Annotated in this window: 10 protein-coding genes; all 10 read right to left on the bottom strand. The window is 64.1% G+C overall.

What is annotated here, in order from left to right:
* Nucleotides 1-308 precede the first annotated feature (308 nt).
* The 10 genes from ACTJGZ_RS05195 to ACTJGZ_RS05240 all read right to left on the bottom strand — a co-directional run bounded on the left by ACTJGZ_RS05195 (nucleotide 309) and on the right by ACTJGZ_RS05240 (nucleotide 14,209).
* Nucleotides 309-524, bottom strand: a complete 216-nt coding sequence (locus tag ACTJGZ_RS05195; RefSeq protein ID WP_441661881.1) for a TOBE domain-containing protein — start codon at nucleotides 522-524, stop codon at nucleotides 309-311.
* 88 nt (nucleotides 525-612) lie between these two features.
* Complete coding sequence (gene ssuE / locus ACTJGZ_RS05200; protein WP_441661882.1) at nucleotides 613-1,200, bottom strand: NADPH-dependent FMN reductase; 588 nt, start codon at nucleotides 1,198-1,200, stop codon at nucleotides 613-615.
* 187 nt (nucleotides 1,201-1,387) lie between these two features.
* Nucleotides 1,388-3,727 carry a peptidoglycan glycosyltransferase PbpC gene (gene pbpC, locus ACTJGZ_RS05205; RefSeq protein WP_441661883.1) on the bottom strand — a complete coding sequence of 780 codons (2,340 nt, stop codon included), beginning with the start codon at nucleotides 3,725-3,727 and terminating at the stop codon, nucleotides 1,388-1,390.
* A gap of 94 nt (nucleotides 3,728-3,821) precedes the next feature.
* Nucleotides 3,822-8,774, bottom strand: coding sequence for an alpha-2-macroglobulin family protein (locus tag ACTJGZ_RS05210; protein WP_441661884.1), 4,953 nt, complete (start codon nucleotides 8,772-8,774; stop codon nucleotides 3,822-3,824).
* Nucleotides 8,775-8,852: 78 nt separating this feature from the next.
* Nucleotides 8,853-9,872 (bottom strand): lipoyl synthase, encoded by a 1,020-nt coding sequence (gene lipA / locus ACTJGZ_RS05215; RefSeq protein WP_441661885.1) that lies wholly within the window; start codon nucleotides 9,870-9,872, stop codon nucleotides 8,853-8,855.
* A 160-nt stretch (nucleotides 9,873-10,032) separates the two neighbouring features.
* Entirely contained in the window at nucleotides 10,033-10,689 is a 657-nt protein-coding gene (gene lipB, locus ACTJGZ_RS05220) for a lipoyl(octanoyl) transferase LipB (RefSeq protein WP_441661891.1), read from the bottom strand.
* Nucleotides 10,690-10,766: 77 nt separating this feature from the next.
* A complete protein-coding gene (locus ACTJGZ_RS05225) occupies nucleotides 10,767-11,036 on the bottom strand; it encodes a DUF493 family protein (protein WP_441661886.1) in 270 nt (89 codons plus the stop codon).
* Nucleotides 11,037-11,057: 21 nt separating this feature from the next.
* A complete protein-coding gene (locus ACTJGZ_RS05230) occupies nucleotides 11,058-11,951 on the bottom strand; it encodes a D-amino acid aminotransferase (RefSeq protein ID WP_441661887.1) in 894 nt (297 codons plus the stop codon).
* Between the two features lie 163 nt (nucleotides 11,952-12,114).
* Nucleotides 12,115-13,323, bottom strand: a complete 1,209-nt coding sequence (locus tag ACTJGZ_RS05235; RefSeq protein ID WP_441661888.1) for a D-alanyl-D-alanine carboxypeptidase family protein — start codon at nucleotides 13,321-13,323, stop codon at nucleotides 12,115-12,117.
* A 223-nt stretch (nucleotides 13,324-13,546) separates the two neighbouring features.
* Nucleotides 13,547-14,209, bottom strand: coding sequence for an alpha/beta hydrolase (locus ACTJGZ_RS05240; RefSeq protein WP_441661889.1), 663 nt, complete (start codon nucleotides 14,207-14,209; stop codon nucleotides 13,547-13,549).
* Nucleotides 14,210-14,289 lie beyond the last annotated feature (80 nt).

A 14,289-nucleotide genomic window follows, 5' to 3' on the forward strand; every position in this document is an offset into this window, starting at 1 on the left:
GTCTCCGTATAAATGGCCGCTTTGGAAAATGTGCGGCCAGGCAAGCCAGGAATATGGAAAACCTTTACATGACAGCCGTTTGCCGCTGTCAAACAGGTATCCCTGGCAGATTACGAGGAGATTATAAATATGTTAATGATGCCCCTGAAATGCAATATTCCGGGCAATCATTGCACTTTTCCATGAACCAAGGGAAAACCCTCAGCCATTCCGTTCGCTGCGCAGGCAACAGGTTTGACCCCCATCCCTGCGCCCAGCATAAAGCAAAAGGCGCCGCGCGGGCGCCGTCTATGGACGCCGCGCCAAGATCACAACCGAGCGACCGATACCTCGGTCGCTTTGACGAACGCCAGGACATCGGTGCCGACCTCCAGCCCCAAATCATGCACAGAGCGGGTGGTAATCACAGAGGTGACAATACCGGCAGGTGTCTCAATTTCCACTTCCGAGACGACCGGACCAAGAATCAGGGCTTTAACTTTTCCGCGGAACTGATTGCGCGCATTGATGGAAGAAACTGTCATGGTGACACTCCTGAAAAAGTGGACAAGACTGGCAGCAGCGCTGCCAGCAAACGCCCCAGGCAGAGGGGCGGAATACCGCGCAAGCGCCTCAGACCGCCAACTGCAGACGGCTGGCCAGGCGCCCCAGGTCGTAGGAAGCGTGCGGCTCCCGGGCAGGCAGCAACAGGCTGACGGCGGTGACCGCGGCGTCCAGGCGTTCGCGGATGCTTTCGTCAAATTGGGCCTGCCCCGCTTCATCCAGCCGCACCTGGGCCTCGGTGGCATAGACTCCCGCCAGAATATGGCGCGCCCCCAAGGCAGACAATACGGGTTTAAGGCTATATTCCAGCGCCAGCAGATGCGCCGCGCTGCCGCCGCTGGCCAGCGGCAAGACAATTTTCCCCGCCAGCGCCGTCTGATCCAGCAAGTCCAGCAAGGCTTTTAAGCCGCCCGCGAACGACGCCTTATAGACAGGCGTGGCAATCAGCACGACACGAGCGGGCGCCACGCGCTGGCGCAAACGGGCGGCATCCTGCCCGGCATAATTGCCCTGCACGAGATCCTCCGCGCAGATATCCTGCAGGCCCAGGCTGTCCACGGCACCATGTTGCCGCGCCAGCGCCTGCGCGGCATAGCGCAGCAAGGCGTTTGAACGTGAACGGGCCGATGGGCTGCCCGCGATCGCGATGATAGACATAACGGCGTAAGACCTTATTCCGCAACCAGGCCTGTCACCCGCTCCGGTACGGCACACCGGAACCGCCAGACCAAACCCTCATGCTACCCAGGCGCTGCGGAAATCCGAACGACGCTTTTCCTATTTCCTAATGACCCGCCGCCGCAGACCGGCCTCCGGCCCGCCAGGCGGCGGCAGCAGCGCCAGGCTATTCGATGACCTCGAATTCCACACTGGCGGTCTGTCCGGCCTCGTCAAGCAGACTGATGCGGTAACGGCCTGGCCGCTGCAGCGCGACCCTCAGCAAGCCGGCCACTTCCTGCGCGGGCAAGGCATGCCCGTTCATATACCACCAGCGCTGGCCGCTGCCGCCCAGGGCGCTCAGGTTCAACGTGACCGGCGCCTGGCTGCGCGCCGGACGGCGCAGGCGGTCACCTTCGCGCACACCCAGAATCACCAGCGGCGTGCCGGTTTCCAGCGCCGGCGGCGGGCACTCAGGCGCCGCGGCAGGCAAACGCGCCAACAAACGTTCCTGGCGCGGCAGCCACGGTTCCAGCGGCTGCGGCCAGGCCACCAGGCTGGCTGCGCTGGCGCCCGGGCAGGCTGCGGCAACCCGCCGCCCGGACGGCCCAACCCAATAATCCAGCAACAGACCCATGCCTGGGCGCTGATCCCCCGCCAACAGAGTGGGCGGCGTCACGCCATCCAGCACCCAGGCCTGACGGGCCTGGCGGCAATCCGGGCTATCTTCCGGCATGTGCTGGCCCAAAGGCCAGCAAATACGCGCCACCCCTACCGCTGGCGGTGCCGTTGCCGCCATCTGGCGCGCCAGGCTATCGCTTTCGCGATGCGCCAGCCGGTGCACCTGAAATAACAAGGGCGCTGCCGCCGCCTGCCCAAACTGGCCAGCGACCGGCGCGCCATCCGGGCGGCCCACCCAAACGCCAATCAAATAGCGCGGCCCCACCCCGACCGCCCAGGCATCGCGAAAGCCATAACTGGTTCCAGTTTTCCAGGCCAGCGCATTGGCGCCTGCCGGCGCCTGGTCCGGCGCCAGGCGGCCGCTCAGTACCTGCCGGGTAATCCAGGCGGCGCCCGGCGAAATCAAACGGCGTTCCGTCAAAGGCGCGTCTGCCGCAAACCGGGGCGCCGCCAGCTGGCCGTCACGCGCATAAACACTGTATGCCGCGACCAGTTGCTCCAGCGAACTGCCGGCGCCCCCCAATATCAAGGACAGGTTAGGCGTCGCCTGCGCAGGCAGGCGCAAAGGCAGCCCGGCTTCGCGCAGTTCCCCGGCGAAACGCGCCGGGCCATAGGCTTCCAGCAATTGCACCAGGGGCAGGTTCAAGGAGCGTGACAAGGCTTCTGCCGCCGAGACCGGACCGGAAAAATCCGCCGCGAAGTTCTGCGGCCGGTACTCGCCATAATGACGCGGCACATCCTGCAACAGAGAAGAGGAGTGGATCAGCCCTTCATCGAGGGCCATGGCAAACAGAAAAGGCTTCAAGGTGGAGCCTGGCGAACGGGTCGCCGTCACCATATCGACCTGTCCGTTACGCGCCGCGTCCAGGAAATCCACCGACCCGGCGTAGGCGCGCACCGCCATATTGCTGTGCTCAATCACCAGCACGGCGGCCGATACCCTGGGCGGCAGCGTGGCCTTCCAGCGCTGCATGGCCTGCTCGATGCGCAATTGCAGCATGCCATCTATGGTGGTGCGTATCACCGCCCCCGCGCCCGGCTGCTGCGCCAGACGCCGCGCCAGCAGCGGCGCTGCCTGGGGTCGGGGCAAGGAGAACAGATAGACCGGCTCCATCAGGGCTTCATCGACTTGCGCCTGGCTCCAGATGCCCTGCTCCGCCATGCGCTGCAGTACCTTGTCGCGGGCCTGCCGCGCCAGCTCCGGGTGGCGGTCTGGCCTCAAGCGGCTGGGCGCCTGCGGCAATACCGCCAGCAGCGCGGCTTCGGCGCGGCTCAAATCCGCGGGCGGCTTGCCCAGGTACGTCCAGCTGGCAGCGGCGACCCCTTCCAGAACGCCGCCAAACGGCGCCCGGTTCAGGTACATCTCAAGAATCTCTTCCTTGGAATAGTGCCATTCCAATTGCAGCGTGCGCCAGACCTGGCGCAGCTTGCCCGCCACGGTGCGGGGATGCGGATCCAGCAAACGCGCCACTTGCATGGAAATCGTGCTGCCGCCGGACACCACCCGCCCGTAGCGCAGGTTCAGCCAGCTGGCACGCCCCAGGGCCACCGGATTGATGCCGGGATGCTGCCAGAACCAGCGATCCTCATAAGCCAGCAGGGCTTGGACGTAATACGGCGAGATCTCTTCCCGCCTGGACTCATAGCGCCACACCCCTTGCGCATCGGCAAAACGCCAGAGCGGCGTGCCATCTTCGGCCAGCACGACCCTGGCCGTTTCCGCCGGCGGCACAGGCAAAGGGAAGCAATAGTCCGCCAGCCAAAGCAGGCCCGCCATCAGCAGCAGGCCCAGCAATACTCCGCCGCCGCGGCGCCGCCAGCGGCCTGCCCGTTGCGCCTTCACCATGCCGCGGCCCGGCCGTCACCCGGACGGCCGCCGCGCCGCGGCGCTTGCGGCTGCCCTGCCCTCGCCATCATTCCCATCCTGGCATGCCTGCCTGTCAGGGCTTGATGGTCAGACGCCCCGGCGCGGCGCCCAGACCATTCTTCGCCGGTGTGTACATGGACTCGACAAAGGGCGGCGGCACCAGATAAGAACCCGGCGTCACGGCACGCGCCAGGTACAGCAAATGGGTGTTCAAGCCCTGGGACAAAGGCAATGCGGCGACATAACGGTCATCCCGGTATTCCTGATGGGTAATCGTCGTCTGCATCGCCTGCTGCCACAGGTTGCGCACATTTTCGCCCGCCTGCTCCAGGCTGGCGGACGCATGCGCCAGATTCTGGTTTTCAGGCTCCAAGCCGGCCGGCAGCAAATCCACGACCAGCGCATCCGGCACATAGAGACTCGCACGCACCGTCAGCGACACCAGCACCAGCTCGCCGCTGCGCACATTGGCAAGATTAAGCGGCCGGCCTTCCAGATCCAGGTATTGGCGCCGGATGGCAATCCCGTTGTCCTGCGCCTGCGGCACCGTGTTCGGGTAGCCGCGCAGCGTCAGGCTGGCGTACAGCGCGGTGGCGCCATCATTGCGCACCGTCAGCGCGTTCCCCGCCAGGTCGGTAGCAGGCACCATGATGCCCCGCGTGCGATCCGAAGAGATGGTTTCGCTATTGCCGCCCGCTTCCCAGGTGGCCGTCCAGCGCGGCTGTTGCGATTGATCCAGACGCACGGCCGCCAGCAGCAGCGATGCCCGCTCTTGCGTCGATAGCCAGCGTTGGTCATGCATCAGCTCGGACACGGACAGCAGCAATTGATTGCGCGCCTCGGGCAGAACCTCTGCCTCAAGCATCAATTGCAGAATGGCAGCGCCATCCCGCAACTGGCTGCCGTAGTCATTGAGCCAGTAATTTTCTGGACGCTGCTTATCCAGCGCTTCGCGCAGCGCGGTTTCGCCGCGCTGGCTGTCGCCCATGGCAATCAATGCCAGCCCCAGATGCGCCAGGGGCAAGCCGGATTGTGAGATATCCCGGCGTTCGAACAGCGAACGCAGACTGGCCAGCGGCACCTGCTTGCTGCGCGCCAGCACCGATCCGGCATAGGCGCGCACCGCGAAAATGGCATGACCGGGATACTCGGAGCGGAAGTCCAGGCCCACATTGCCATCCGTCAAATAAGACTGCAGCCTGCGGGTTGCCTGCTCCAGCGCATGGGCCGGCACCTCATGGCCCTGCGCTTTGGCACGCAGCAGGAAGTCGGTGGCATAAACAGTCACCCAATGCGCTTCCGGCGACTCCGGGCTCCACAGGCCGAAAGAACCATCGGCGCGCTGCATCGACAACAGTCGCTGAATGCCGGTATCCACCGATTTGCGGCGCTGCTCGTCCGGTTCGCTGCTGACCCCCAAACGCCTGAGCGCGGCCTGATCCAGATACAGCGAGGCATACAGGCCGCTGACAGTCTGCTCGGTGCAGCCATAGGGGTAGGCGATCAGTTCACTGATCTGCTCGGCCACATTCAAGGGCGGCTGCGATGACAGATCCAGCACGGCTTGCAGGCCACCAGCCTGCCAGCCGCCATCAACATTGGCAGGCAACGTCCAGGCCTCGCCGGACGCGGGCAGAACCGCGCGGAACTTGCGCGTCTGCGCAGGCACCGCCGGGCGCACCCCGATCTGCCACTGGCGCGTCAGGGTGCTATCGGCCTCATCAGGCAGTTTCAGGCCGCTGATCTTGACCGTGACCGTGCCCTGGCCGAAGCCGCCGACCGCCTTGATAGGCAGATCCAGCGTGCGTTTGGCGCCATCGGCCAGCTTGAGCGGCATGCCCTGGGCGCGCTCATCATCGGCTGCCAGCGAACCGCTGAACGCCAGGCTGACATTCAGATCCTGCGCGGCACCCGACAGATTGTGCAGATCCAGCGCCAGCGTGCTGCGGTCACCGCCAGCCAGGAAGCGCGGCGCCGCCAGCTCCGCGACCAAAGGCGCGGAAACCACGGTCTCAGCTTCGCTCGCGCCATAAGAAGCGTCGTTCCAGACCTGCGCCATGACACGCAGCTGGCCGTTGAAATCCGGCACATCCACGTTGACATCCACATAGCCTTCGGCATTGGTCACGGCGGGCGCGGCCAGCAGCGACACCAGCCTGACGGTAGTCAATGGCGGCAAACCGCCGGGCGCCGATGCGGCGTCCCCGCCGAATGCCAGCGAAGCCTGGCGGAAATTGCCGCCCTCGATCAAACGGCCATAAATATCCAACTGATCAACGCCATAACGCTTGCGGCCAAAGAAGGCGGTAAAAGGATCCGGCGTCTTGAATTCGGTAATGTTGAGAATGCCCACATCCACGGCGGACAGCAGCACATGGGTATTGGCGACCGGCTTGCCGTGCTCGTCCCTGACTTGCACGCGCGTGTTCAGGGCACGCTCGGGACGCATTTGCGCCGGCGCATCCAGCGTCACGCTCAGCTTGCGGTCTTGGCGCGACAGCGGCAGATACAGGATGCCCACGGCCCGCTTGGGCGTTTGCAAGGTCTTGCGCTCGCCGGGGCGCACCACCAGCGCGCTGATATACAAATCATGGCGATCCCAGTCACGCGCTACCGGAATCTCGAATACCTTGCCTTCTGCCGGCACATCTATGGCCTGCCACCACAACGGGCCTTCGGACGATTCCACCAGCAAATAGCCGCTTCCCGCCACGGGCGGCGCCACCGTCACCTTGGCAACCTCACCGGCCCGGTAGGATGCCTTGTCCAGAGTCAGGGCCACCTGGTCAGGGCGCATCACGCCCATGCCTTCGCCGGTATCCTGCCAGCGGTAGCCCGCCCAGAAACGCGCGCTGGACACCATTCCGGTATCCGGGTCTTCCACTTCCACCCGGTATGGCCCCCACTCCACCAGGAAGCCTGCCTGGGCAGCCTGGCCGGCCTCCACGTCTATCGTGCGCTCTTCGATAACAAAATGCTTTTCATCATAGCGGTAGCCCCAGCCGTCGCTGCCGCCATACGTCCAGTAATAATCCCGGCGCTCACGTACCAGCCGCACGATCAATCCCTTCGCGGCCAGGCGCTTGCCTTCACGGTCGGAAAGCACAATGCCGACTTCTGCCAGGGCATCCATGTCCACACTGCCGTCATCGTCGATATTGATCACGCGCAGGCCCGGCAGACGGTCTGCCGGCCACACCGCGACCGACTGGCGGCGTGTGACCGGGCGGCCGCCGGTTTCCTGGACGCTGGCCTGCAAGGTCACCTGCACAGGCGAACGGGCCTCGCGCCACAGCGAGGGCTGGGAGATGATGGATGTGCCGTCATCCTCCAGCACAGAGGGTTCCAGCTCAATGGTCTGGGTCAGCCCGGTTTCATCGACACGGCCGAACTGATAGCCCGGCAAGGCCGCCACGGCTTCGCGCAGCGGCGCCACATAAATCTGCCCGGACAGGCGGTTGCCGCCGGCAGGCGCGCCATACAGATAGCGCGCTTCGATACCGAAATCCACGTCATCGTCCGGTTGCAGCAGCCCCGCTGGCTCTTCCAGCGCCAGGCTGAGGCGCTCCGGCATGAAATCCTCGACATGGAAGGTATAGGTATGCACGTCGTTATTGCCGGTACGCGCCTGCACGGTCCACAAACCGGCCTGCCCATCCGCGGGCAAGGCCAGATCACGCTGGTACAGGCCGCCGCTATCGGCGGTCCAGGTGAAGCGCAAACGCACATTGCCATCCGGCTGCATGACCTCGACCGCCACCGGCTGCGCCGGTACCGTTTTGCCGTCCGCGTCGCGCAGCAGCGCGTTGACTGGCACGGTTTCCCCAGGACGGTACAGATCACGCGGCCCGAACATGAAGAAATTCAGGCTGCCTGCCGGAGGGCCCTGCACGGTGAATTCGGACAAATCCAGCACGGATGTCGCAAGCCGCAGCAAAGTCGTCTGGCCATCCTGATGGGCCATCACCAGGCGGGCTTCCTCTTTCTGAGGCAATTCCAGCATGCCGTGGCCATCAGTGCGGCCGCTGGCCAGCACCTTGCCTTCTTTGTCATGCACCGAAACCTCTACCCCCGACTGCGCCTTGCCGCCCGCCAATGCCTGCGTCAGCACCAGCATGCGGTCCTGGTAGCGGTGCACGGATAAGCCAATATCGCTGAGGCTGAAGAGCGTCACCGGCAAGGAATACTGGTAACTGCCAGCCTGCTGCATCACAGCAAAATACACGCCTGGCTGCTTGAGCGGCTCGATATTGCCCAGCGGCAGCAGCACGGTTTCCCGGATATTGGGTTTGGTATGCAGGTCAAAGCGGCCCGAATACACCAGATCGGCGCTTTTGGTCAGATAGTCGGCATCCCAGAGATCCATGCCGCCGCGCAGATTGCCATATTCCAGCACCGAGACCAGCTGGTCGGGATGGATGCGGAAGAAATCGACATTGACCTTGTCAACATTCAGCGCCATCACGGGCAGGCCGTCAACCAGTTCCGTCGGCAGCAGCGAACCGCTGGAGGCAAAGCCCACCACAGGATCGGCATCACGCGTCGTGATCTGCTGCTTGTTTTCCCGTTCCAGACGCGTGCCGCCCAGGCTGGAAAGGCCCTGCTCCACCGTGACAACGAGGGTACGGTGCGGCGCCAGAGGCCCCAGCGTGGCGGTCATCAGGTTGGCAGACAGCTGCCAGGCGCCATCCACCTTGCCGCTCTTCTGGTCCACGGCGCTCAAATAATCCGCCAGTTTCTGCTGCGGATCCAGGGGCGCGGAAAAAGTGACGGCCAGCGCCGCGCCGCCATCCTGCTGGATTTCGGAAATATCCAGCACTTCCAGCTTGCGCCCCGCATACACACGCGCCAGTTCGGCGCGCTCTTCGGCAGTCAGGGGGCCTCGCGCGCCCGGCCCAGGAGCGGCGGACGCGGACGCTGATTCGGCAACCGTACCGGCAGCCGCCGGCGGCTGGGTCGCAGGCGTGCGGTCGCAGGCGGCCAGGATCGCTAACGACAGGGCTACAGCAAGAGTCCTGAACGACATGACGGATATTCCAGAAAGAGAAGAGAACCCCGTTTCTGGCCGCCATGGCGGCCAGAAATCAGGGCTGACAGGTGGTCATCAATTCACCCCAGCGGCATTCGCCTGCTGGTCGGCATGGTAGGAGGAACGGACCATGGCGCCAACAGCGGCATGGCTGAAGCCCATGTCATACGCTTCGCGCTCGAACATGGCGAAGACATCCGGGTGCACATAACGCAGCACGGGCAAGTGGTGCTCGGACGGCTGCAGATATTGGCCTATCGTCAGCATATCGACGTTGTGCTCACGCATATCGCGCATGACCTGCAGGATTTCCTCGTCGGTTTCCCCCAAGCCCAGCATCAGCCCGGACTTGGTCGGGATATGCGGCTGGCGTTCCTTGAACTGGGCCAGCAGCTTGAGCGAGTGCATGTAATCGGAGCCCGGACGTGACTGGCGATACAGGCGCGGCACGGTTTCCAGATTGTGGTTCATGACATCGGGCGGCGCGATATCGAAGATATCCAGCGCCCGCTCCAGGCGGCCGCGGAAGTCCGGCACCAGCACTTCAATGCGGGTATTGGGCGACAGTTCGCGGATGCGTTGAATGCATTCGACAAAGTGCGCGGCACCGCCATCGCGCAGGTCATCACGGTCCACCGAGGTGATGACCACATAGGACAGCTTCATGGCAGCGATAGAGCGCGCCAGGTTCAGCGGCTCATCGACATCCAGCGGATCGGGACGCCCATGGCCGACATCACAGAACGGGCAGCGCCGGGTGCATTTGTCACCCATAATCATGAAGGTCGCCGTCCCCTTGCCGAAACATTCGCCGATGTTCGGGCAGGAGGCTTCTTCGCAGACCGTGAACAGATTGTGTTCACGCAGGATCTTTTTGATCTCGTAAAAGCGCGAACCGGGCGTGGCCGCCTTGACGCGGATCCATTCCGGCTTTTTCAGGCGCTCCACCGGCACGATCTTGATAGGGATGCGTGCGGTCTTGGCTTGCGACTTCTGTTTCTGGGTCGGGTCGTACACCGGCTGCGCGGCGGCAGGCTGCGCTGCACCAGCGGCAGCCGGCACGGCGGTGTTCACGGTTTCTGCGGTTTGGCTCATGCGTAGAATCTTTTGCAGCGCAGCAAGCTTTTGGCCTGGCCGCGCAGGAAGAAAGAGGAATACCACCAGTTTACTACCCCTGGCCAGCGATGCCAGTCCCAGGGATCGTTACACAAGGTTATCGGGCTATTATCCGCCGCCCGCAAGCGTCTCATCCGGTTCAGGCCAGCAAGTTGCGCCACAGACTGGCAGCCAGTTCATCACCGGCTGCGCCGAACTCCCGCTGCACGCCGAAATGCGCCAGATCCACCGTCCGCAACCCGGCATAACCGCAAGGGTTGATGCGCCCGAAGGGCTCCAGATCCATCGCCAGATTCAGCGATACCCCATGGTACGCCCTGCCATTGCGGATCTTCACGCCCAGCGCCGCCACCTTGCCGACATTGGCCGCAGGCTGGCCGGGCAGCGCCGGCAAAGGCGTCTGCCCATCAAGCGGCACATAAATGCCCGGCGCGCCAGCCTGACGGCAGGCACCCGCCAGCCCCCAGCTTTCCAGCGCGTCCAGCACCCCCTGCTCCAGCCGGTACACATAGTCGCGCACATGGATGCCGACGCGGCGCAAATCAAACAACACATAGGCCATGATCTGCCCCGGGCCGTGATAAGTCACTTGCCCGCCCCGGTCACACTGCACGACAGGAATGTCTCCCGGGCACAACAGATGCTCGGGCTTGCCGGCCTGCCCCAGGGTATAGACCGGCGTATGTTCGGTCAGCCAGATTTCATCCCCGGACTGCGCATCACGCTGGTCGGTATAACTGCGCATGGCTTCCCAGACCGGCAGATAGGCCACCGGCCCGGCCAGGCGCCGCGTCAGGCTCGCGGGCGCAGTGCTGGCGCCAGGAGATGCGCCAGGAGATGCACCATACGCTGGCGCATCCGCCGCACGGTTCATCACAGCAGATAGACCACCATGGGATGCCCGTGCAGGGCGCGGTAAAGATTATCCAGCTGCTCGCGGGAGTTCGCGCGCACCGTGAAGGTCAGCCCGACATATTTGCCGCCGCTGCTGGCGCGTTTTTCCACGTTGGCGGGATCGAAATCAGGCGCGTGCTCACGCACGACCGCACTCAGCTGGTCTTCCAGTTCAGGGTGCTGGCGCCCCATGACCTTGACGGGGAAGTCCAGCGGAAATTCGAGTACGGGTTGCTGCGGGGTCGTCATGACTACGGCTCCAAAATAATGTCAGTCGGCCTGAAGCGGCGCTTGCGCCATCAAGGCCTCAATACGCGCATCATACGCTTGCGCCAGACGGCGGAACACCGGGCCGGGCTTGCCCGCGCCCACGGCGGCGCCATCGCGCTGCAGAATGGGCAGGACTTCCTTGCTGGCGGAGGTCAGCAACAATTCGTCAGCGCTTTCGACTTCGGCCCGCGTGATCTCACGCGCAATGAATTCGATCCCGGCCTCACGCGCCAGTTCGGCCATCAGGCCATAACGTATGCCTTCCAGCAGCTTAGGGCCCAGGGGCGGAGCCAGCAATTTGCCATCGCGCACCACCCAGGCATTGCAAGACGAACCTTCCGTCAGCAGGCCATCCCGGAATTGCAGGACCTCATCGACGCCCGCATCGACCGCGGCCTGTTTGGCCAGGATATTGCCCAGCAGCGATGTCGATTTGATATCGCAGTGCAGCCAGCGTTCATCGGTCATGCTGATGACGGCCAGCCCGCGTTCACGCGTTGCCGCATCAGGCCGCGTGAACGGTGTGGCCATGGCGAATACGGTGGGTTCGGGCGCCGGCACAGGAAAGGGATGATCGCGGCGCGCCACGCCGCGCGTGACTTGCAGATAGACGATGCAATGCTTGGCAGGCTGCCGCGCAATCAGAGTGTGCACGATATCCCGCACCCCTGCCATGCCCATGGGCAGCGCCAGGCGGATCGCCGCCAGACTGCGCTCCAGCCGCGCCAGATGCTCGTCCATCCGGAACGGACGGCCATGATAGGCGGGCACCACTTCATAAATGCCATCGCCAAAGATGAAACCGCGATCCAGCACGGAAATCTTCGCTTCCCCGACTGGCAGGTAAGCACCATTGAGATAAGCCAGCGTATCGGCTGCCATGCCAGGGATCATCGTGATTCCTTGCGGCCCATTCCGGCCGCGCCAATGTAAACGGGCCGCTGCAAAACGCCGCGGCCACGCAAAAAAGGAAACAGGCGCCCGCATGCCAGCCAGCGCCTGCCATGCGGGGCGGCGGCCGGCGCAGGCTCATCCACGCCCGCTGCGCCCCTGTGACTCAATCAAACCAGGATTTGACGTTATCAACGATACGGCCGAAGAAGCCTGCGCGTTCGACCTCCTGCTTGACCACCAGCGGCGCCGTCGTCAGCACCTTGTCATCCAGCGAGAGCGAGACCGTCCCGATTTCCTGGCCGACATGCAAGGGGGCCAGCAAGGGATCCGGGCGCGCGGCGACCGGTTTGACGTCCTCGGCGCGGCCACGCGGCACCGACAGCCACAGCGGCTCTGCGGTGCCCAGCTGCACCGAATCTTCCTTGCCTTCGCGCACCGGCACCACCAGGTTGGCGCTATCGTCGGCAAAGACCTTCACGGTATCGAAGTTCTGGAAGCTCCAGTTGAGCAGCTTCAGGCTTTCCTCGGCGCGGGCGGCATCACTATCCGTCCCCACGACAACCGTCAGGATGCGGCGGTCGCCACGCATGGCGGTTGCGATCAGGCAATAACCCGCGGCATCGGTGAAACCGGTTTTCATGCCATCGACCGACGGATCGGCCCACAGCAAGCGGTTGCGGTTGGGCTGGGTGATGTTGTTGTAGGTGAATTCGCGCTGTTTATAAAAGCCGAAATACTGGGGGTAATCGCGGATCAGCGCCGTTGCCAGCGTCGCCAGGTCGCGCACCGTGGTGATGTGCTGCGGGTCGGGCAAACCGGTGGCATTCATGAAGTGGCTGGCCTTCATGCCCAGGCGCTGCGCTTCCTTGTTCATCAGGTCGGCGAAAACCGCTTCGCTGCCCGCCACGGTTTCCGCAACGGCGACCGACGCGTCATTGCCGGACTGCACGATCATGCCTTGCAGCAATTCGTTGAAAGTCACCGGCTTGCGCGGTTCGATGAACATGCGTGAGCCGCCGGTCTTCCAGGCTTGCTGCGATACCGGCACCTGCTGATCGGGGGTGACGCGCTTTTCGTCCAGTGCGGCAAACGCCAGATAAGCCGTCATGACTTTGGTCAGCGAGGCCGGTTCGACCTGGGTATCAGGATGCGATGCCGCCAACACCTGGCCGCTGGTCACGTCGATGGTGATCCAGGCCCGCGCGGCAATGACCGGGGCCGGGATGGACGACAGCTCGGCCACCGGCGTCGGCGCGCCTGGCGCCACAGTAGTCTGGGCCGTCGCCAGCAATGGCGCAGCGGCCAGCGCCAACGTCACCAGGGTACGCCGCACAGGACGCCATGGGGATTTCTTGTGAGAAGCAGCTGTCATGGATAAAACACGGAAAAACAGATCCGGGGGCACGGCGCACTGCCCGGCCCCGGATGGGGTTCAGGGGGGAAGCGGTTATTGTCGCACCTTCCCGCCGGCACACGAAAGCAAACGGCGGAAACCCTCTGTAACGACACGGTAACCGCATGCGTAGCAACAGATATCAATCGCACCAGGCGGTGTGACCCCGCAACGCCTGGCAAAGTTCCGGGGAATCGCCCGCTCAGCCGCACAAGCGGGCAATGTGCGCTTCCATCAGGCCCCGGAGCGTAATCAAGTGGCCATGGAAGAAATGCCCGGCTCCCGGCACGACCGTAACGGGCACGCCGTCAGCCCGCAGCCAATCAAACACCTCCGCCAGCGGCACGACATCATCCACTTCGCCGTGCACCAGCAAGGTGCGGTCCAGCGGCACCCGGCTCGGCTGCTCCTGGCCCTCCAGCGCAAAGCGCGCCACGGCCGGCCCGGCCAGCATCAAGGCATCCGGCGCGCTGCCGCGCTGCGCGAAGGCCTCATAGACATGCGCCGCCACGGCCGTGCCAAAAGAAAAGCCGCCCAGCGCCCAGGCGCCCGCGGCCGCCTGCGGGTAGCGCGCACGGAATTGCTCCACCAGGCCTATCATGTCCCGCGTTTCGCCGCGCGCATGATCGAAGCTGCCTGCCGATTGCCCCACGCCGCGAAAATCCGGGCGTACCGCCACCAGGCCGCGCTGGTTGGCCGCACGCGCAATCGTCGTCACCACCTTGTTGCCGCGCGCGCCGCCATGCAAAGGGTGCGGATGCAGCACCAGCGCCCAGCCCCGCACGTCGCCATCCGGCCAATCCAGCGCGCAATCTATGCGCCCAGCCTCGCCGTCAAATTCGACGGTTTCCGTTCTTGCTGCCATAGCTCGTCCTCCTGTTACTACCAATGGCCAATCTCTACAGGCCAAATCATACCGGTGCGGGCCTGCGGCAGACAGGTCCG

Origin of the sequence: Kerstersia sp., assembly GCF_052103615.1 — a bacterium.
GTDB lineage: Bacteria > Pseudomonadota > Gammaproteobacteria > Burkholderiales > Burkholderiaceae_B > Kerstersia.